An 18,799-nucleotide genomic window follows, 5' to 3' on the forward strand; every position below is an offset into this window, starting at 1 on the left:
TTTCTATTTTTGAAGGGAGAAGGAGAATGCTCACACTTATTAAAAATGGGGAGCTATATGGTCCCGAATATATGGGCCAAAAAGATATCCTCTTGGTTGGAAAGCAAATTGGCTTCATCGAGGACAAGATTGAGGTACCTGCCAATTTCGTTGAATTGGAGGTGATTGATGCGAGTGGCCAAATCGTGGCTCCGGGTTTTATAGATGGTCACGTACATATTATCGGCGGAGGCGGGGAAGGGGGCTTTAAAACGAGGACTCCTGAAATCCAATTAACAGATGCCACTTTAGCGGGTATAACGACATTGGTAGGGGTCATCGGAACAGATGGAACGACAAGGACGATGCCTGCACTGCTTGCTAAAGCGAGGGCGCTTGAAGAAGAAGGAATTAGCTGCTTCGTTCAGACTAGTTCCTATCAAGTTCCAGTCAAGACGTTAACCGGTAAGATCGAAGATGATTTGATTCTTGTGGATAAAATTATCGGTGTTGGCGAGATAGCCATTGCCGATCACCGTTCCTCGCAGCCGACTGCAGCTGAGCTGGCTAAACTGGCCTCTCAGGCGCGTAATGGAGGTCTGCTGTCCGGGAAAAGCGGTATCGTCAACATTCATGTCGGGGACAGTCTTGATCATTTGCATGTAATTGAGGAAGTTGTCGAGACAACGGAAATACCGATAACTCAGTTCTATCCTACACATATAAACCGAAATCCGCATTTATTCAATGCAGGGGTGGAATATGCAAAAAAAGGGGGGTATATCGATTTTACGACAAGTACGATCGAGAAGTTCCTTGAAGAAGGGGAGGTCAAAGCAAGTACAGCAATAAAAAGGGCACTGGAAGAAGGCGTTGAAATCGGGCAGATCACCATAACTTCAGATGGACAAGCCAGCCTGCCTGACTTCGATGGAAGCGGCAACCTGCGGGGTTTGAACATTGGTACATGCATGTCCTTATATGATTGTGTTGTCGATGCGGTCCTTGAGGATGGAGTGACAATTGCCGATGCCATACGAGTTGCGACGGCCAACCCGGCAAACATTTTAAAACTTTCTGCAAAGGGACAGCTTGCGGCAGGTAAGGACGCCGATATCATCATAATGAAGAAACAAACTTTAGAAATAAATAGTGTTATCGCGATGGGGCAGATCATGGTCAAGGATGGTGAAGCAGTCGTGAAAGGAACATTTGAAAAATAGAGCTCTCCATTTTTGTTTGTAGGGTATCCGTGAATGGATTGCTTTTATCGCATGAGATATTCCCGATGCGTGTAATACCCCCATCAATTAGAAATGCAAAAAGACCCATAATTATATAATGGGTCTTTTTTTGTGCTGGATACTTTTTGGATGAGGTCGTGAATCGATCAAGCATATCAATAATTGTAGGCGATAAATGGAAATCCCCCTATTTAAGGTTCTCATTTTCAAAATGAAGGTGAAGTATCAGAAAACATATTCTAAATAAAGGTAATATACGAAAAATTCATTCTATTTAACATATTATTAAAAACTTGGATGTATTATCCTTTTATATAAGGAAATGTATTTTATGAAACAGCATTTAATCACAGACATAGAGACCAATAAAACATTTTGGGCTGTTATTTCATGACTGTTCAAAACCTTGGTAAGTTTGCGAATCAAATCTATCTTAAGGGGAGAAATGAAATGGAAAAGACGGGAAACCCAATAATGAAAGCGCATTCAGACAGAACTGAGCCGGAAATGTTTCGTGTATTGACTCCTGAAGGGGAAATCATTGAAACGATTGATGGAAAAATCGATAAATCACTTATGTTAAAGATGTATGAGAGCATGCTCCTGCTCAGAACATTTGACCGAAAATCAATTAATCTCCAGCGCCAAGGCAGGATTGGAACATATGCACCTTTCGAAGGACAGGAAGCATCACAGGTAGGAAGCGCTTTAGCGTTGTCGGCAGGGGATTGGATGTTTCCCACATACCGTGATCATGGAGCGGCAATCATTCATGGGCAGGAATTATACCGTGTCTTCCTATACTGGATGGCACATTTTGACGGCACAATTTGTCCAGAAGGAAAAAGGATTATGCCTCCAAGTGTTCCCATTGCCACTCAAATGGTTCATGCGGTTGGCACGGCTTGGGCAAGTAAACTTAAAGGCGAAAAGAATATTAGCATTGCTTATTTTGGTGATGGAGCCACTTCTGAAGGGGACTTTCATGAGGCACTGAATTTTGCTGGCGTTTATAAAACCCCGACAATCTTTTTCTGCCAAAATAATGGCTACGCAATCAGTGTGCCTTTTGAAAAGCAATCGGCATCCAAAACGATATCCCAGCGGGCTGCTGCTTATGACATCCATGGGGTGCGGGTGGATGGAAATGATATTTTCGCAGTATGGCTGACTGTAAAGGAGGCTGTCGAAAGAGCGCTTAAAGGGGAAGGGCCTACATTGATCGAAGCCATTACCTTTCGCTATGGCGCCCATACTACTGCAGACAATCCGAACATATATCGCGATCAGGACGAAATTTCAACGTTCTGGAGGGAAAACCGCGATCCCATAACACGTCTTAGAAAGTATTTGAATAAAGAGGGTCACTGGAATGAAGGGCAGGAGGAATTGGTGTTAAAACAATTCAACGAACTGATCGATGCCCACCTTCAAAGAGCCGAAGGGTATCCAAAATCCGACCCGCTCGAAATGTTTAACCATGTATATGCAAAGGAGTCATGGCATTTAAAGGAACAGAAGCAGGAATTGAACCAAATCTTAAGGAAAGGCGGGAAGAAATAATGGGCAAAAATTTAACGATGCTCCAGGCTATTACGGAAGCGCTGGACCAAATGCTGGGTCATGATGATCGCGTGATGATCTTGGGTGAGGATATTGGAGTGAATGGCGGGGTTTTTCGATCGACGGAAGGGCTTTATGAGAAGTATGGAAAAGATCGAGTTGTCGATACGCCACTAGCTGAATCCGGAATCATCGGCTCTGCCATTGGTTTAGCCCTTAACGGAATGCTGCCCATAGTGGAGATCCAGTTTCTCGCCTTTATTTATCCGGGATTCGAGCAACTCGTTTCCCATGCTGCCCGTATGAGATATCGTACTCGTGGGCAATTTGGGGTGCCCCTCGTAATCCGTACTCCATATGGTGCCGGAATCAGGGGTCCTGAACTTCATTCCGAAAGTGTCGAAACCTTCTTTGCCCATACTCCGGGTTTAAAGGTGGTTGCACCCAGTAATCCATATGACGCAAAAGGGCTGCTCATTTCAGCGCTCGAAGATCCAGATCCGGTGATTTTTTTGGAACCGACTAAATTGTATCGGGCCTTTAAGGAAGAAGTTCCCGACGAAATGTACCGAATACCCATCGGTAAAGCAAAAGTGGTCCAGGAGGGAAGCGACCTGACCATTTTTGCATGGGGGGCCATGCTAAGGGAGGCATTGAATGCCGCGAAAAAGATTGAAGCGGAAAAAGGTTGGAAGTGTGAAGTGGTCGATCTACGAACATTATACCCTCTGGATAGGGATACGATCGTGCAATCCATTAAAAAGACAGGTCGTGCATTAATCGTCCATGAAGCCCATAAGACTGCCGGATTAGGTGCGGAGATCATCTCCATCATTAATGATGAAGCTCTTATTTACCTGAAAGCGCCGATTAAGCGTGTAACAGGATTTGATGTTCCGGTTCCGCCATTTACAATAGAAGATCATTATTTACCGACCGTTGACCGTGTAAAACAAGGAATAGTCGAAACGATATCTTTTTAATTGTGATTAAGGGAGAAGGAGGATGACGCATGATGGAATTTAAACTTCCTGATGTAGGGGAAGGGATGCATGAAGGGGAAATTATCCAATGGCTCATCAAAGAAGGGGATGCGGTAAAACAGGATCAACCTATTGTTGAGGTGCAAACGGATAAAGTCAATGCGGAATTGACTGCTCCCGCAGCGGGAGTGGTCAAGAAGATATTTTTTTCCGAAGGGGATATCGTGGAAGTGGGAACCACAATATTCACAATTCAGGAAGAGAACGATATGTCAGTTCCGGATACAGGCATTATTGAAGAAGAAAACCAAGTCGTGCAATCTAGCGATGTAAAAGTGAATGCAGAGCATATTACGACTAAACAGCATCATGAGGCAGTGCGTGCGCTGGCAACACCATTCGTGCGTCAATTGGCGAGGGAAATGAAGATTGATATCGAGAAGGTTAAAGGCTCAGGTCCAGCTGGGCGAATTACCGAAAGTGACCTGAAGCAGTTTAAAGAAAATAATTCGTTTACACGGGAAAATGCCAAACAGCTTGATGACAGGATTGTTCAAGATATGGCCCCGATGAAGGATGCCATCCAGGCAAAAGGTTTGGAAGATGAGCGGGAAGAGCGGATTCCGCTTAAAGGCATTCGTAAGAAAATCGCTGAGCATATGGTAAAGTCGGTTTCGACCATTCCTCATGTAACCCATGTAGATGAATTGGAAATGGACCAATTGAAGGAATTTAAAAATCAATTAAAGGAGTACTCCGATGATAAGGATATTAAATTGACTTTTTTGCCATTTTTCGTTAAAGCCATTGTCATCGCCTTAAAGGAGTTCAAAACATTAAACGCTTCAATTGATGAAAGAACCAATGAAATAATCCTGAAAAATTATTATCACATTGGGATTGCGACGAATACAAAAGAGGGTCTCATTGTTCCAGTCATAAAAAATGCCGATCAAAAAACCATTTTCCAACTGGCTGATGAAATCAGGCGATTGGCAGCCCAAGCCCGTGAAGGGAAGTTGAACATAGATCAAATCACAGGCAGTACATTTACCATCAGCAATGTAGGACCGATCGGAGGGATGCACGCGACCCCGATCATTAACTATCCGGAAGCGGCCATATTAGCTTTGCATAAAATGGAACATCGCATGGTCGTTCGCGATTTGGAAGGTGTTATCCGTTTAATGATGAATATGTCACTTTCTTTCGACCATCGTTTGATTGATGGGGTAACAGCGGTGCATTTTACCAATAGAATCAAGGAATTGCTGGAAAATCCAATTCGTTTAGTTGTGGAGATGAGATAAATGGTAGTTGGGGAAGTTGCTGTAGAGACGGATGTTGTCATCATGGGGGGAGGTCCGGGAGGATATGCTGCGGCTATCCGTCTCGGCCAGTTAGGAAAATCGGTCGTGCTTGTTGAAAAGGATAAGCTGGGCGGGGTATGCCTTAATCGGGGCTGTATACCATCAAAGGCATTAATTCACGCAGCTGATCAATACCAAAGGCTTAACGATTTAGGGAAAATGGGAATCCGGCTGCCTCAGGAAAAAACCACTATGGACTTGGGAGTTTGGCAGGATTGGAAAGCGGGCATCACATCTCAATTGAGGCAAGGTATTGCCCATTTGTGTAAGGAAAATGGAGTGACGGTGGTTAAAGGTCAAGCAACCTTTTTATCTGATGACCGCATTGGAGTCGAAACCGATGGCGATTTTGAAACCTATAAGTTTGAGCAGGCAATTATTGCGACGGGGTCCAGGCCTTTCATTCCATCCTTCATTAAAGTCGATGGAGAATATATATTGGATTCGACATCATCTTTGCAGCTGCAGGAAGTTCCTTCAAGCTTGTCAATCATTGGCGGAGGATATATCGGAATCGAATTGGGTATGGCATTTGCAAAGCTAGGTACTAAAGTGACCATCATTGAAATGGCCAATCGCATACTCCCCCAAGTTGCTGAAAACCTGGTAAAGGAAGTCACAAGGAATGCCAAGAAGGTTGGGATGAATATCAAAACCTCCTCGAGGGTAGAAAAGGCGACAGTAGTGGATGGCCAAGTACATCTTCATGTGTCCTCGGAAGAACAGGGGACGGAAGTGGTCGTGAGCGAAAAGACCATGGTTACAATTGGCAGGATGCCTAACACTGAAGAAATTGGCCTGAATCGGGCTGGAGTTACGGTTGGCGAGAAAGGCCATATAGCAGTGGATTTGGAATGCCGTACAAATGTGCCGCACATCTTTGCCATCGGTGACACTACACCTGGTCCGGCTCTTGCCCATCGAGCGTCCAAACAGGGAATCGTGGCAGCTGAAGTGATAGGGGGGCTGCCAAGTGCCGTTGACTCACCTTATGTTCCTTATGTAATCTTCTCGGAACCACAAATAGCTGGTGTTGGTTTAAGCCGTGAAGAAGCTGAACAGCAGGGATACAGCGTCAAGGTCGGCAAATTTCCGTTCAGTGCCAACGGAAGGGCGCTTGCAACGAATGAAACGGAGGGATTTGCTGAAGTGATCGTGGATGCTAATAGCCACATATTGCTCGGGATGCATATGGTAGGTTCTGATGCTTCCAACCTTATAGGTGAAGGAGTCCTTGCCCTTGAGCTGGCGGCTCGGGTCGAGGATATAGCCCTCAGCATGCATCCTCATCCAACTTTGACCGAGGGGTGGATGGAAGCGGCTGAGGCAGTTTTGGGACATGCGATTCATATCGTAAATAAATAACATAACTGGAATATGTATCATGGGGATTACCAATGTAGTCCCCGATTAGAATGTTTCATTTTAATAGAGTCAGAAACCCGGTCATTGGTCCCCGTAAGGCAGGGCTATCTGCAAGTCACTCCATTTCGAAAATCTGACCCGGCGTTTGACCAAACGGGAGCCGTATTAGCCTGCAATGATTCCTCTTGTAAAACTAACGGCTTATTGATATCATTTTTACTTTGGGGAAGTATGAGAAGAGTTTTCAAGAAGGCTTTGCATCCTTCCACTCCTAAACCATAACGGTTGATGAGATAACTTATCTATTCGCCATTCAACGATTGAAATGGGTTTAATTTTTTATATGAGAAAATTATGGAATGAAGGAGGCAAATGTAATGGAGTCAAATGGTGGGTCACTGCAAAAGAAATTATTGCCGCGGCATATTAGCATGATGGCAATGGGAGGGGCAATAGGTACTGGGATTTTTAAAGGAAGTGCCGAAACCATATCGTTAGCAGGGCCAGGAGTCATATTCACTTATATTTTTGCAGGATTATTACTGCTTGTAGTCATGGGTGCTATAGCAGAAATGGCGATTGTCTATCCAAATACGAATATGAAGGGTTTCGTTCAGAAAGCATTCGGCAAGCGCTTTTCCTTCATCGTAGGCTGGATGTATTGTTTCATGTGGCTGTCCGTATGTGTCATTGAGGTAGTGGTGGCAGGAAGCTTCTTGCAGTATTGGCTCCCGGCAATCCCGCTATGGGTATTAAGTTTAGGGTGTGCGGCTTTCATCATTGGGATTAACATGATGAATGTCAAAAATTATGGTGAATTCGAATTTTGGTTTGCTGGCATCAAAATTACAATGATCATCTTATTCATCATATTGGGGGCCTGTATTTTATTTGGAGTCATCCCAAGCGGCGGATCTAATTATCTGCAAAACTTCACAGGGCATGGAGGGTTTTTCCCAAATGGGTGGATGTCCATCTTTTCGGCATTACTGATTGTCATGTTCTCGTATGGCGGTTCCGAGTTAATAGGGGTGACGGTAACGGAAGCAAAGGATGCGGAACGCATTTTACCGAAGGTCATTAAAAACTATATTTGGAGAGTCGTATTATTTTTCACCTTACCGATACTTGTAATCTGCGGTTTGATTCCGTGGAACGAAATTAGCGACCAGGCAAGTCCGTTTGTACAAGTTTTGTCAATGTCAGGTTTTCAAGGATCTGCACATATCATGAATTTCATTTTGATTACGGCCGTCTTATCAGCCGCTAACTCTGGAATATATGGGTGTACCCGAATGCTGCATTCTTTAGCTGCAGAAGGGGAAGCTCCCAAGTCGTTCTCTTATGTATCAAAAAATGGCGTTCCCTTGTATAGTTTGATATTAAGTGCAGTAGTATTGGTCGTCGGCTCCATGATTACTTTCGTTGCACAGGACCAGGCATTTACTCTATTAATGGCTTTTCCGGGTTTTGTAGTATCACTTGTATGGATCAGCATCTGTTTAGCGCAGCTAAAACTTCGCAATTCATATCCCAAGGCTCCGAGTTTTAAATTATGGGGCTTTCCATATGTAACCTTGTTTACCGTAATCACCTTAAGCATCATTTGTGTCACGTTCGTGTTCAGTGAACAGAATCGGATCAGTATCATTGCTTGCCTGATTGTGTTGGCTGCATTAATCTCGATTTCGATTTTTAAATTTAAAAGTGTGGATGCACAGGAAACACCTATAATAGAAAAGGATATTGCTAAATAAATCCACGTAAAAGATACGGCATGGGCAAAGGCGTCCATGTCGTATCTTTCATTAATGATCATTGATATACAGCAACTTCAATTCGACCGGTCATGCACCAGACGTTTTATTGATTATATGTTGTAAGGATGCTATGAATCTCTCGTTTTCAGGCGGAGTGCCGATGGTCACGCGGATAGTATTTTCATAGCCTAGCAAATGACCTGAACGGATGATGACACCCTGAATTAATAACTTCTCAAAAATGTCCCTGCCAGACTGGTTCAATTTGACCATCAAGAAGTTGGCATGTGAAGGGAAGAATGTTAATCCCATCTTGCTTAGTTCGTTTTCTAAATATCTTCTTCCTTCCCCATTCTTACGAACACATTTCTCAACGAATGGATGGTCGTCGAGGGAAGCGAATGCCGCAGCCTGTGCTAAACGATTGGTATTGAAGGGTTCCTTCACTTTAACTAGCTCTTGTATGATGGAAGCATCCATTAAACCGTATCCAATCCTTAATGCAGCCAGGCCATAAATCTTAGAAAAAGTGCGTAAGATAACCAGATTTGAATGCATATTTAGGAGTGGCAAGGTTTCTAAATATTCTCCATCTTCGACATATTCATAGTATGCTTCATCAACGATCAGCAAAATATGCTTTGGCACCTTCTCGATAAAAGAGCGCAACTTTTCTTTTTGAACGATCGTTCCTGTTGGATTATTGGGATTACAGACAAATATCATTCTTGTTTTTTCTGTTATGGCCTCATACATACCCTGCAGGTCATGTACACCATTAATAAGAGGTATCTTTACAGGTGTGCCGCCGTCAATCAATACATTCGTTTCATACCGTGGAAATGTCACATCAGCCATGATGACTTCATCATTTTGTTGAATATAGGTTCTTGTTAACAAACGTATCACTTCATCAGAACCATTTCCCAAAATGATATGATCTTTATTGATATTCAATTTCCTTGCCAGCTTTTCAGCTAATGCCGGTGCCATACCTTCAGGATAAAAGGAGGTTTGCTCCATTTCGGTAAGCATGGCTTCTTTTGCTAGAGTTGAGCAACCGTATGGATTCTCATTGGATGCCAATTTAACGATCGTTTCAAGACCAAGTTCACGTTGCACTTCTTCAATTGGCTTGCCGGAAACATATGGGCTAATGCTTTCGATGTTTTGTCGAACCGGGATTTTCGTAAAGGTCAATGCAGGTTCCTCCCTTTGGTAAATTCTGAATTTTCTTTTTCTATTTGATTATTTTAATGATAGAATATTAACTGTTAAAATTACATACAAAAGAGAATGTATTTTTCGCTATCCATACAACATTTTAAAGAAATATATGCTTATATTCCTTCATTATGAAAGGCGGTTGCTTCATGGATGAAATAGATGTCAGTTTACTGGAACTTTTACAAAAAGATGGACGCATTACGATTAGTGAACTATCGAAGAAATTGGCTCTCAGTCGACCTAGCATCTCTGAACGAATGTACCGCCTGCAAGAAAAGGGGATCATTGAGGGGTTCAGCGCAAGGGTTTCACCTTTGGCAATAGGAAGGGGTGTACTTGTGTTCATTCAGGTGAGTGAACTTAAGGTTCCTGTTTCCGATTTTGAGCAATTAGTGAAAAATGATTTAGACATTATCGAGTGCCACCGTGTAACAGGAACAGTTGGATATTTTTTGAAAGCGGCTTTAGCTGATATGGACAGCATGAGATTACTGATAGATCGATTAATACCCTATGGACATCTGAATACATCTGTGGTTTTGACATCCCCGGTACCTTCCCGCTCCATTCTTCCAAGGATCAATGAAATGGAGGATCATGGTGCGAAATCCTAGGCGGTCATTCAACTGATGCTGGTAAAGGGGTTCGGTACCGTTCAAACTAATGAAGGGTAGAATTTAGGTTTTTTACAGAAAGGAACGAGGCGGAAGGCCTGTTCCTTTTTTGGTGTTATTGTAAATCCATCAAAGCCCCGAAATATTGCTGGGCGGTTGTAAAACAAATGAATGCCAATAGTTCAGAAATCTCTTCATCACTGAACACTTCCTTCAATACTTGGAAAAACTTTTCCTCCGTTTTTTCACGTTGCAAGAGAAATACTTCCGCAAAGGCGATTGCATAGCTTTCTTTCATATCTTCCGGCTTTAGTGGAGTCCCTTTTGCCTGACAGTATGAGCAGCCATTACCGTATGCCAGCACCCTTCTGACGTTTTCCTTCAATTTCTCCGAAAGTTTCCCATCTGCAGATATGCAATCTGAGAGGTCCGACCATTTATACGAAATCTCTTCAGAATGAAATAATCTTTGAAATGGACTGGAGCCCTGTGATGATTTTTTTATTCTTGTCATGAACATCTCTCCTTTGAGATAATCCTAATATAAAAATCCTGGAATTTTAATTCCGTTTGTAAAGTAATGCGGTTTAATAATGAATGAATGTAAAGAGAAGAAGGGGAATAATTTAAAAATGAAAATAGATGAAAAAGACCAGAGCATCCTTGCCGAATTAACGTTGAATAGCCGAATCTCCATGAGGGAATTGGCAAAGAAAGTAAACCTCTCGGCCCCCACCGTTGCCGAACGGGTACGGCAAATGGAGTCGTTCGGGATCATTAAAGGGTATGTTGCCGAGATTGATCATAAAAAGATCGGTTTTCCGATTGAGTGTATCGTGGAAGCTACGATAAAAAATGGGGAATATGAGAAATTCAAAAAGTATATCTCCAAGGTGCCGAATGTTGACTTTTGTTATCGTATTGCCGGGCAGGCTTGCTTTATGCTGAAAATCCACACTCGGAGCCTTGAAGAAGTGGAGGAATTCATCAATCGGACCATTCCTTTTGCGGCAACGGTTACCCATGTGATCCTTTCACAGGTGGAGCCGGAACAGGAATGAGTATTTTTATAGTGGAAGAAAAAGAGATCTGTATATGCCGATCATTTTGAACTGTTCTTGAATTAATGGATAAAATCACGTGTCCATAAAGGTATGACATATGTTTGCAGCGCCAGGTGATTTTTTTGCAATTAATGCTTTCGGTGATTCAAGAAAGAATAAGCTAATGGAATAAGGGGTACATGTAATAATGGATTATAATCTGAAAAGGTGGGGTGAGGTATATGGAAGGAACCGACGACTATAAACCTGAACTGGCCAAGGAAGCAGTAAATGTGATTGAAAATGTAGCAGGAACACATCCTGGTTATCGGCGTGTTCATGCAAGGGGATATGTTTATGAGGGGGTTTTTACCCCAAACGGAAAAGCGTCCCCATTAACGGTGGCTTCGCATCTTCAGGATGAAGCCGTGCCGGTGATCATTCGGTTTTCAAATAGCTCACCGATTCCAAGCCATCCTGATGCCATTTCCCCTGTAAAGGGCATGGCAGTCAAGTTTCATTTGCCGAATGGAAAGGTGTCAGATCTTATTACTGTGACCATTCCGTTATTCTTTGCGAAAACACCGCAAGCGTTTGTTGATATTGCTGGCTTTTTCCAATCTGCAAAGGAAGGTTTTCCCAATCTGAAAGAGCTTGCAAAAATCCTGTGGAAATACCCAGAAAGCAAGGCAAGCCTGCAAATGCTTAAAGAAATGCGTTCTCCAGCCAGTTTTTCAACGTGCCAATATTACTCCATTCACGCATTCTATTTCATTAACAAGGAAGGAAGGCGGCAGGCAATCAAGTATGAGTGGGTGCCAGATGCCGGCCTTAGTATGTTAGAAAAAGGGGAGGTGGCCGAGCATTCGCCGGAGTATCTGGATGAAGAAATGGAAAAGAGGCTTAAAGAAGGACCGGTGGGCTTTAAATTGAACATCCAAATAGGAGGGGAAAATGACCCGACTGACGATCCGACTACAGCTTGGTCGGAAGATAAACAGGTAATCACGATAGGGCATTTAATGATCTCCAAAAAATCGGAAGTATGTAAAGATACTTTATTGTTTGATCCAACCAATATTCCTGAAGGAATCGAGTGCTCGGAAGACCGGATCTTGCATTTTCGCCATAGTGCGTATGCCGTTTCATATGAACGTCGGATAAATAACCAATGAATCAAATCAAGAAAAGGGAACCCTGTATTAAAGGGGTTCCCTTCAAGACTGCTGGAAAACCTGCTTTCAGAAATCCACTCCCTTTAAGCAAGCGTCAGTAGGGTTTCGGCTAGCCAGTTATTCGGCAGGAGTGTCGCAAATTTCTTCAATCCAGTGGGAATTGCAGTGAAAATACAAAGGATAAGGACTTGTTTTAAATTCGGGTTACATTTTTCCGGATCTGAAAATGGTGTAGAGCATAAGTAAGAACATCAGGGTTGCAACGACAAATCCAATCTCGATAACTGGTATTTTCCATAGGATCAAGGTTTCCCCGCCTATTGCAGAGCCGATAATGAGACCGACCATGATTATGCTGAATGCAAGCAGGATAATACTGAACGACAGCCGGTTCGAGATTTGATCAAGCTTATGTAAAAATACTTGAAGTTCGGGAATGTTGATATCGAGCCGCAATTTCCCTTTTTTAATGATACCTGTCACTTCCTTGATATCCTTGGGCAGTTCGGCAATGGCTTCAGCAGACTCAATGAATTGATTCCAGGCGTTTTTCGCAATGTTTTTTGGATTGTAGCGTTCCTTAAAAAGCCTCTCCCCAAAAGGTTCAGCTGCCTTCATGATGCTGAAATTCGGATCTAACCCTTCGACAATGGCCTCCATGGTAAGCAGAGCCTTGCCGAGCACCGTGAATTCGGGAGGGATTTGGACTTGATGCCGATTGGCAACAGTGAACAGGTCATTGACTGCTCCGCCTAAACTGATTTGGCTCAATGGGATATCATAATATTTGTTTCGCAGTTCATCAATATCCCCCCTTAATGGGGCCATATCGATTTCGTCCGTCAGGAGGCCCATATCTGAAAGCGTCTTGATCAATCCATTGGTGCTTCCGCGTTTCAGGTTGATGACTAGCGAGGCGAACTGATACTTCGTTTCCTCCTCCAGACGTCCCACCATTCCGAAATCCATGAGTGCGACGACATTTCCCGGCAAAATGATGATATTGCCAGGATGGGGATCGCCGTGGTAAAAGCCATCGATCAATATTTGCTGAAGCATGGAGTTCGCTAATCTTTCCGCGATTTGCCGGCGATCATAACCTTCATCATCAAGCTGTTTATAATGATTGATCTTAATTCCTTGAATGAAATCCATCGTCAGGACCCTTTTTGTGGAATACTCCCAATGGATCCTTGGTACCTTAAACCCTTGATCATCGATGAACTGCTTGGCAATTCTTTCCCCGTTTCGACCCTCAGAGTTATAATCGAGTTCTGCGCGGAGTGATTTAGCGAATTCATCAATCATTTTTCTGATTTGGTAGCGTCTTGCCCAAGATATGCGAGCTTCCATAAGTCTTGCCAAATCATCGAGAATTTCCAAATCCGTTTCCACTGTCGGCAGAATATCGGGCCGCTGCACTTTGATTGCTACAACTTCCTGTGAAGGAAGCCGTGCAGTATGGACCTGTCCAATTGAAGCGGTTGCCAGAGGGGTTTCATTAAATTCAAGAAAAATGTTTTCCAAAGAATCACCCAATTCGGCTTCGACAATTTTGCGAACCCTATCAAATGGAAAGGGGGTCACTTGGTCCTGTAGCTTTTCAAGTTCGCGGACGATCTCGTCGGGAACGAAATCACGCCTCGTGCTTGCAATCTGACCAAGTTTAATGAATGTTGGTCCCAAGCTTTGTAATATCTTATGCAGCCGCTCTCCGATTGAGCGGAGGTTCAGGTTTTCATCGGGTTGGAGTTTCGATCCCGCTTTGCTCTCGGATAATCCCAGGCGATAGATGAAGTAACCGAAACCATTTTTCAAGAAGGCATTAATGATTTCCTGGTAACGATGCGCGTGTTTCAGTCGCTTGCGAAACATTCAAGTACCTCCTGTCACGATTGTAAGTTTTGGTTCTGTTTCTCCAAAATTACGATACGGCGCTCCAATTCCTGAACTTCTTCTTTAGTTGCCAAGTTTAGGCCATTGAGCGCTTGATTGACTTTGGCCTTGACGGAATCATCCAGCTGCTTTTGGGCTTGTTCCCCTTTTTCGACCCATTGCTTCAAAAGGACCTTGGAGTCTTCTTTGCTGATATCGCCTTTTTTGACAAGAGAGTCCACTGCTTTTTCAATTTGCTCTTTTGTAGCAGCGGCAGCACCTAATCCTAAAGAAAACACATTTTTTAATAAGTCCATTTTTACATTCCTCCAATATAAGTTTTTTACACCGTAAGAAAGATAATAGCGGATGAAGTTCACTCTGGTTCATTCTTGCTGTTACTATCTATCATACATCACTTTAGGGCAGCTAGAAAAATATAAGGGTCCTGCAGGTTATTGATGATAGGAAATTGTTTGAAGTGAAGCGAATTGGATATTATGATAGGGACAAATCTGTGAAAGTGAGGATGGAATAATGGGTTTCAAAAATAAAACGGTGATTGTAACAGGCGCTTCGAATGGTATAGGGAGAGGCGTGGCAAAGGGATATGCAGAAAGCGGCGCTTCAGTCGTTCTCGCAGATTTGGACGAGCGGGAAGGTCTTCGGTATGTGGAAGAGCTCAAAAGTAACGGTCATGAAGCCATGTTCGTCAAAACGGATGTACGCAAGGAAGCTGACATCCATCATTTGATGGATGTAACTCTAAAAACATATAAGACCATTGATATATTAATCAATAATGCAGGAAAGGCATTATTCAAATCGCTTTATGACCTGACGATTGAGGAATGGGACGATATGATGAATACGAATTTGCGCAGTGTTTTCCTTTGTTCCCGGGCTGCGGCAGAATCGATGCGGAAAAATGAAAAGGGAGGTGCAATCATCAATTTGGCATCAACCAGAGCGATGATGTCTGAGCCTGATTCGGAATCCTATGCAGCGACAAAAGGGGGGATCAAAGCACTGACACATGCACTTGCCGCTTCTTTAGGCAAAGAGAACATTACGGTCAATTCGATTTCTCCGGGATGGATTGAAACGCGAGATTATGAATCGCTGAGGGATAAAGATCACCAGCAGCATTTTTCCAATCGGGTTGGCAAGCCTGAAGATATTGCAAGGGCCTGTCTTTATTTGACGGCACCGGAAAATGATTTCGTTACGGGTGCGGATCTTATCGTCGATGGAGGCATGACAAGAAAAATGATGTACGAGGAGTAATCTCATTTTTTCCGATAAAGATATTGCAGTTCAGTCCCGAGTTCACGGTTGAGCAGCTGTTCCATTTCTTCAAGCTCTTTTATGCCAATTGGGCCATCGGCAGCTGTCCAGTGAATGGTATAAACAAAATAGTAATCTCTTATTTTTCGGAAAATAACAGGCGAATTCGGGAATTGATCAAAAATTGCCTTGATATTATAGCGTCTCATGTAGGACCACTTAACAAGCTGCATGTAGCTACCCTTCCTTTTCAAAAGAGATCAATGACTGCCATGATGGCAGCCATTGGTCCGGTTCTTATTTATCGTTGAATAAATTGAATAAGCCTCTAGCTACGCTGCCTTCTTCGGAGGATCCTCCATTTTGCGGCGCTGCAGCAAATACACGGCTTGCAAGCCGGCTGAATGGCAAAGATTGCACCCAGACGGTTCCGGGTCCTTTTAATGTTGCAAAGAATAAACCTTCGCCTCCGAATAAAGCGGTTTTCACGCCTTTTACAGTTTCAATATTATAATCTACCCCGCTAGTCATTGCTACTAAACATCCTGTATCGACGCGTAATATCTCTCCCGCAGCCAATTCTTTTTTATGGATCGTGCCGCCGGCATGAACGAAGGTCATTCCATCTCCTTCAAGTTTTTGCATGATGAAGCCTTCACCGCCAAAGAAGCCTGCCCCTATCTTTCTTTGAAACTCAATTCCGACTGAAACGCCTTTCGCTGCCGCCAGGAATGCGTCTTTTTGACAAATGATTTTCCCGCCGAGCTCGCTTAAATCCATCGGAATGATTTTACCTGGATAAGGCGAGGCGAATGAAACATGTTTTTTATCTCGTCCTTCATTCGTAAAAGCCGTCATGAAAAGACTCTCACCAGTAAGGAGCCGTTTCCCGGCACCGAATAGCTTACCCATCATTCCGCTGTCACCATTCGAAGACCCATCGCCAAAGATGGTTTCCATCTTGATTTGATCTTCCATCATCATCAAACTTCCAGCTTCGGCAATCACCGTTTCCTGAGGATCCAATTCAACTTCAACAAACTGCATGTCATCTCCATATAATTTAAAATCTATTTCATGGTTATTCATTTTCCATTCCTCCTATCAATCTTATTTTCATTGTAAAAGATAAACTCTTAACCTGCCAATATTTTTCAATTTTTCGCCGTGATTTATATATTTTTTGTTTTCACGGATATATCTAGTAAAATGTAGGAAGAAAAACAGCATGACACTTAAGCGGGAATGAACCTTTTCTTAAGTGCAGGAGGAGACAGCCATGGAGACTTACATATTATCATTGGACCAGGGAACGACAAGTTCCCGGGCCATTTTATTTAATAAAAGCGGGGAAGTTTTGCATATTGCCCAAAAGGAATTCACCCAATATTTCCCGAATCCTGGATGGGTGGAGCATAACGCCAATGAAATTTGGGGTTCCATCCTATCGGTAATCGCTTCCTGTCTATCGGAAATGAATGTAAAGCCTGAACAGATCGCTGGAATTGGCATAACGAATCAACGGGAGACAACCGTGGTATGGGATAAGGAAACAGGTCAGCCGATCCATCACGCCATCGTCTGGCAATCCCGGCAGACAAGCGAAATTTGCACGCAATTGAAGGATGGAGGTCTCGAAGACTTATTTTTGCAAAAAACCGGTTTATTGATTGATGCTTATTTTTCCGGTACAAAGGTGAAATGGATTCTCGACCATGTAGATGGGGCACGGGAAAAGGCTGAAAACGGAGACTTATTGTTTGGTACGATCGATACGTGGCTGATATGGAAACTTTCGGGTGGTAAAGCACATGTAACCGATTATTCGAATGCTTCAAGGACGCTGATGTATAACATTCATGACCTGAAGTGGGACGAAGAGCTGCTGGAAATCCTGCAAGTGCCGGGATCGATGCTCCCGGATGTTCGTTCTTCATCGGAGATATACGGGAAAACAGCGCCACACCATTTCTTTGGGCACGAAATCCCGATCGCCGGAGCAGCGGGAGATCAACAGGCCGCTTTGTTCGGCCAAGAATGCTTTGAAAAAGGAATGGCTAAGAATACGTATGGCACCGGATGCTTCATGCTGATGAATACAGGTGAAAAGGCAGTGAAATCAGAGCATGGACTGTTGACCACGATTGCATGGGGGCTGAATGGAAAAGTCCAATATGCCTTGGAAGGCAGTATTTTTGTCGCAGGTTCGGCCATACAATGGTTAAGGGATGGGCTGAAACTCTTGCATGATCCGAAAGACAGTGAAAAGTATGCTTTGCGGGTTACTTCAGCCGATGGTGTCTATGTAGTTCCCGCATTTGTTGGATTAGGTACCCCATATTGGGATAGTGATGTCAGGGGAGCTGTATTCGGACTGACAAGGGGGACATCGAAGGAGCATTTCGTCCGGGCAACATTGGAAGCGCTGGCCTACCAGACAAAAGATGTCCTTAAGGCCATGGAAGTCGATTCAGGGATTAACCTAAAGGCATTGAGGGTCGATGGCGGCGTTGTCAAAAACAATTTCTTGATGGAATTTCAAAGCGGCCTCTTGAATGTACCAGTTGAAAGGCCGGTCATTAGTGAAACGACAGCGTTAGGAGCCGCGTATTTAGCTGGGCTTGCTGTCGGGTATTGGGAAAGTCAGGAAGAGATTTCAAAGCTATGGGCAGTCGATAAGAAATTCGAACCCGAGATGGAAGAACAGGAACGGAAGGATTTATATAATGGCTGGAAAAAGGCAGTTCAGGCGGCAAGGGTTTTTAAATAGAGTAAGTAAGGGTATTAATAGAGGAGAGATGAATACAGAACGTACAAACTTAAAAAAGGGGTGGTAATATGTTAGTTAAGGATTTCATGATAAGGGAAGTCTACGTAGCCCGTCCTGATTTTACATTAAAGGAAATTCTGCGGATCTTAATCGAAAATAAAGTGGGCGGGGTACCCGTTGTGGATGAACATGATAAGCTATTGGGAATGGTGACGGACGGGGATATCCTCCGTTATTTGACACCTGCTGAGGAAGCCATCATGGGATATTTCACCTACATTACGGTTCTTCCCGGTGAAGAGTTGGATGAAAAGGTTACATCCAAAATGAATGATAAAGTCTCACAAATCATTAAAAATAAAAGGATTACAAAGCTATCCCCCGAAGATCCGTTAGATGAATTGATAAAGGTCCTTTCCAAGCATCATTTCAAGAAAATCCCCGTCGTGGATAAAAATGATAAAGTTGTCGGCATCATCAGCAGGGGAGATGCACTTAGGGCCCTTTATAAGGAATTCGTTCAAAAGCTGGAATAAATGGGCAT

Annotated in this window: 18 protein-coding genes; 12 read left to right on the forward strand and 6 right to left on the reverse strand. The window is 43.3% G+C overall.

Features of this window, described 5'->3' with window-relative positions; all coding sequences use genetic code 11:
* Positions 1-26: 26 nt before the first annotated feature.
* From iadA to V3595_RS09735, 6 genes are all read left to right on the forward strand, one after another.
* Positions 27-1,202, forward strand: a complete 1,176-nt coding sequence (gene iadA, locus V3595_RS09710; protein WP_485906918.1) for a beta-aspartyl-peptidase — start codon at positions 27-29, stop codon at positions 1,200-1,202.
* 471 nt (positions 1,203-1,673) lie between these two features.
* On the forward strand, positions 1,674-2,786 hold the full coding sequence (gene pdhA, locus V3595_RS09715; RefSeq protein WP_485906920.1) for a pyruvate dehydrogenase (acetyl-transferring) E1 component subunit alpha: 1,113 nt from the start codon (positions 1,674-1,676) through the stop codon (positions 2,784-2,786).
* On the forward strand, positions 2,786-3,769 hold the full coding sequence (locus V3595_RS09720) for an alpha-ketoacid dehydrogenase subunit beta (protein ID WP_485906922.1): 984 nt from the start codon (positions 2,786-2,788) through the stop codon (positions 3,767-3,769). Before pdhA ends, V3595_RS09720 begins: the two co-directional genes overlap by 1 nt.
* 29 nt (positions 3,770-3,798) lie before the next feature.
* Positions 3,799-5,079 carry a dihydrolipoamide acetyltransferase family protein gene (locus V3595_RS09725; RefSeq protein WP_485906924.1) on the forward strand — a complete coding sequence of 427 codons (1,281 nt, stop codon included), beginning with the start codon at positions 3,799-3,801 and terminating at the stop codon, positions 5,077-5,079.
* A complete protein-coding gene (lpdA, locus tag V3595_RS09730) occupies positions 5,080-6,504 on the forward strand; it encodes a dihydrolipoyl dehydrogenase (protein WP_485906925.1) in 1,425 nt (474 codons plus the stop codon).
* A gap of 377 nt (positions 6,505-6,881) precedes the next feature.
* Complete coding sequence (locus V3595_RS09735) at positions 6,882-8,261, forward strand: amino acid permease (RefSeq protein ID WP_101224231.1); 1,380 nt, start codon at positions 6,882-6,884, stop codon at positions 8,259-8,261.
* A gap of 90 nt (positions 8,262-8,351) precedes the next feature.
* Here V3595_RS09735 and hisC read toward each other — a convergent pair whose 3' ends face one another.
* Positions 8,352-9,464, reverse strand: coding sequence for a histidinol-phosphate transaminase (gene hisC, locus V3595_RS09740; protein WP_485906927.1), 1,113 nt, complete (start codon positions 9,462-9,464; stop codon positions 8,352-8,354).
* A 173-nt stretch (positions 9,465-9,637) separates the two neighbouring features.
* Here hisC and V3595_RS09745 point away from each other — a divergent pair, with 173 nt between their 5' ends.
* Positions 9,638-10,105 carry an Lrp/AsnC family transcriptional regulator gene (locus V3595_RS09745; RefSeq protein WP_034314805.1) on the forward strand — a complete coding sequence of 156 codons (468 nt, stop codon included), beginning with the start codon at positions 9,638-9,640 and terminating at the stop codon, positions 10,103-10,105.
* Between the two features lie 115 nt (positions 10,106-10,220).
* On the opposite strand, the gene V3595_RS09750 is transcribed toward V3595_RS09745, so the two are convergent.
* A complete protein-coding gene (locus V3595_RS09750; protein WP_485906930.1) occupies positions 10,221-10,619 on the reverse strand; it encodes a carboxymuconolactone decarboxylase family protein in 399 nt (132 codons plus the stop codon).
* A 118-nt stretch (positions 10,620-10,737) separates the two neighbouring features.
* Here V3595_RS09750 and V3595_RS09755 point away from each other — a divergent pair, with 118 nt between their 5' ends.
* Both V3595_RS09755 and V3595_RS09760 read left to right on the forward strand, forming a co-directional pair.
* Positions 10,738-11,166 carry an Lrp/AsnC family transcriptional regulator gene (locus V3595_RS09755; RefSeq protein ID WP_485906931.1) on the forward strand — a complete coding sequence of 143 codons (429 nt, stop codon included), beginning with the start codon at positions 10,738-10,740 and terminating at the stop codon, positions 11,164-11,166.
* Positions 11,167-11,390: 224 nt separating this feature from the next.
* A complete protein-coding gene (locus V3595_RS09760; protein WP_485906932.1) occupies positions 11,391-12,323 on the forward strand; it encodes a catalase family peroxidase in 933 nt (310 codons plus the stop codon).
* Positions 12,324-12,527: 204 nt separating this feature from the next.
* Here the strand turns inward: V3595_RS09760 and V3595_RS09765 are convergent, their stop codons facing one another.
* Entirely contained in the window at positions 12,528-14,198 is a 1,671-nt protein-coding gene (locus tag V3595_RS09765; RefSeq protein ID WP_485906933.1) for an ABC1 kinase family protein, read from the reverse strand.
* A 14-nt stretch (positions 14,199-14,212) separates the two neighbouring features.
* On the reverse strand, positions 14,213-14,515 hold the full coding sequence (locus V3595_RS09770) for a phasin family protein (RefSeq protein ID WP_063232312.1): 303 nt from the start codon (positions 14,513-14,515) through the stop codon (positions 14,213-14,215).
* Positions 14,516-14,735: 220 nt separating this feature from the next.
* On the opposite strand from V3595_RS09770, the gene V3595_RS09775 reads away from it, so the two are divergent.
* The gene (locus tag V3595_RS09775; RefSeq protein WP_485906934.1) at positions 14,736-15,485 is read left to right on the forward strand and encodes an SDR family NAD(P)-dependent oxidoreductase; all 750 of its coding nucleotides are present in this window, start codon (positions 14,736-14,738) and stop codon (positions 15,483-15,485) included.
* A gap of 2 nt (positions 15,486-15,487) precedes the next feature.
* Here V3595_RS09775 and V3595_RS09780 read toward each other — a convergent pair whose 3' ends face one another.
* Together V3595_RS09780 and V3595_RS09785 are read right to left on the reverse strand one after the other, a co-directional pair.
* The gene (locus V3595_RS09780) at positions 15,488-15,694 is read right to left on the reverse strand and encodes a hypothetical protein (RefSeq protein ID WP_241663311.1); all 207 of its coding nucleotides are present in this window, start codon (positions 15,692-15,694) and stop codon (positions 15,488-15,490) included.
* An 88-nt stretch (positions 15,695-15,782) separates the two neighbouring features.
* The gene (locus V3595_RS09785) at positions 15,783-16,574 is read right to left on the reverse strand and encodes a TIGR00266 family protein (RefSeq protein WP_048687434.1); all 792 of its coding nucleotides are present in this window, start codon (positions 16,572-16,574) and stop codon (positions 15,783-15,785) included.
* A gap of 190 nt (positions 16,575-16,764) precedes the next feature.
* Between V3595_RS09785 and glpK the strand changes: the two genes are divergently transcribed.
* Positions 16,765-18,255 carry a glycerol kinase GlpK gene (glpK, locus tag V3595_RS09790; protein ID WP_485906935.1) on the forward strand — a complete coding sequence of 497 codons (1,491 nt, stop codon included), beginning with the start codon at positions 16,765-16,767 and terminating at the stop codon, positions 18,253-18,255.
* A gap of 68 nt (positions 18,256-18,323) precedes the next feature.
* Positions 18,324-18,791 carry a CBS domain-containing protein gene (locus V3595_RS09795; RefSeq protein ID WP_101224222.1) on the forward strand — a complete coding sequence of 156 codons (468 nt, stop codon included), beginning with the start codon at positions 18,324-18,326 and terminating at the stop codon, positions 18,789-18,791.
* Positions 18,792-18,799: the final 8 nt, after the last annotated feature.

Origin of the sequence: Bacillus sp. CFBP9009, assembly GCF_036541465.1 — a bacterium.
GTDB lineage: Bacteria > Bacillota > Bacilli > Bacillales > DSM-1321 > Peribacillus.

What these genes read in the sequence shown, in the direction of transcription:
- V3595_RS09750 (WP_485906930.1), bottom strand. Translation starts at nt 10,619, where the DNA reads ATGACAAGAATAAAAAAATCATCACAGGGCTCCAGTCCATTTCAAAGA.
- V3595_RS09785 (WP_048687434.1), bottom strand. Translation starts at nt 16,574, where the DNA reads ATGAATAACCATGAAATAGATTTTAAATTATATGGAGATGACATGCAG.
- V3595_RS09745 (WP_034314805.1), top strand. Translation starts at nt 9,638, where the DNA reads ATGGATGAAATAGATGTCAGTTTACTGGAACTTTTACAAAAAGATGGA.
- V3595_RS09765 (WP_485906933.1), bottom strand. Translation starts at nt 14,198, where the DNA reads ATGTTTCGCAAGCGACTGAAACACGCGCATCGTTACCAGGAAATCATT.
- V3595_RS09775 (WP_485906934.1), top strand. Translation starts at nt 14,736, where the DNA reads ATGGGTTTCAAAAATAAAACGGTGATTGTAACAGGCGCTTCGAATGGT.
- V3595_RS09725 (WP_485906924.1), top strand. Translation starts at nt 3,799, where the DNA reads ATGATGGAATTTAAACTTCCTGATGTAGGGGAAGGGATGCATGAAGGG.
- V3595_RS09795 (WP_101224222.1), top strand. Translation starts at nt 18,324, where the DNA reads ATGTTAGTTAAGGATTTCATGATAAGGGAAGTCTACGTAGCCCGTCCT.
- glpK (WP_485906935.1), top strand. Translation starts at nt 16,765, where the DNA reads ATGGAGACTTACATATTATCATTGGACCAGGGAACGACAAGTTCCCGG.
- V3595_RS09780 (WP_241663311.1), bottom strand. Translation starts at nt 15,694, where the DNA reads ATGAGACGCTATAATATCAAGGCAATTTTTGATCAATTCCCGAATTCG.
- pdhA (WP_485906920.1), top strand. Translation starts at nt 1,674, where the DNA reads ATGGAAAAGACGGGAAACCCAATAATGAAAGCGCATTCAGACAGAACT.
- V3595_RS09720 (WP_485906922.1), top strand. Translation starts at nt 2,786, where the DNA reads ATGGGCAAAAATTTAACGATGCTCCAGGCTATTACGGAAGCGCTGGAC.
- iadA (WP_485906918.1), top strand. Translation starts at nt 27, where the DNA reads ATGCTCACACTTATTAAAAATGGGGAGCTATATGGTCCCGAATATATG.
- V3595_RS09755 (WP_485906931.1), top strand. Translation starts at nt 10,738, where the DNA reads ATGAAAATAGATGAAAAAGACCAGAGCATCCTTGCCGAATTAACGTTG.
- V3595_RS09760 (WP_485906932.1), top strand. Translation starts at nt 11,391, where the DNA reads ATGGAAGGAACCGACGACTATAAACCTGAACTGGCCAAGGAAGCAGTA.
- V3595_RS09770 (WP_063232312.1), bottom strand. Translation starts at nt 14,515, where the DNA reads ATGGACTTATTAAAAAATGTGTTTTCTTTAGGATTAGGTGCTGCCGCT.
- lpdA (WP_485906925.1), top strand. Translation starts at nt 5,080, where the DNA reads ATGGTAGTTGGGGAAGTTGCTGTAGAGACGGATGTTGTCATCATGGGG.
- V3595_RS09735 (WP_101224231.1), top strand. Translation starts at nt 6,882, where the DNA reads ATGGAGTCAAATGGTGGGTCACTGCAAAAGAAATTATTGCCGCGGCAT.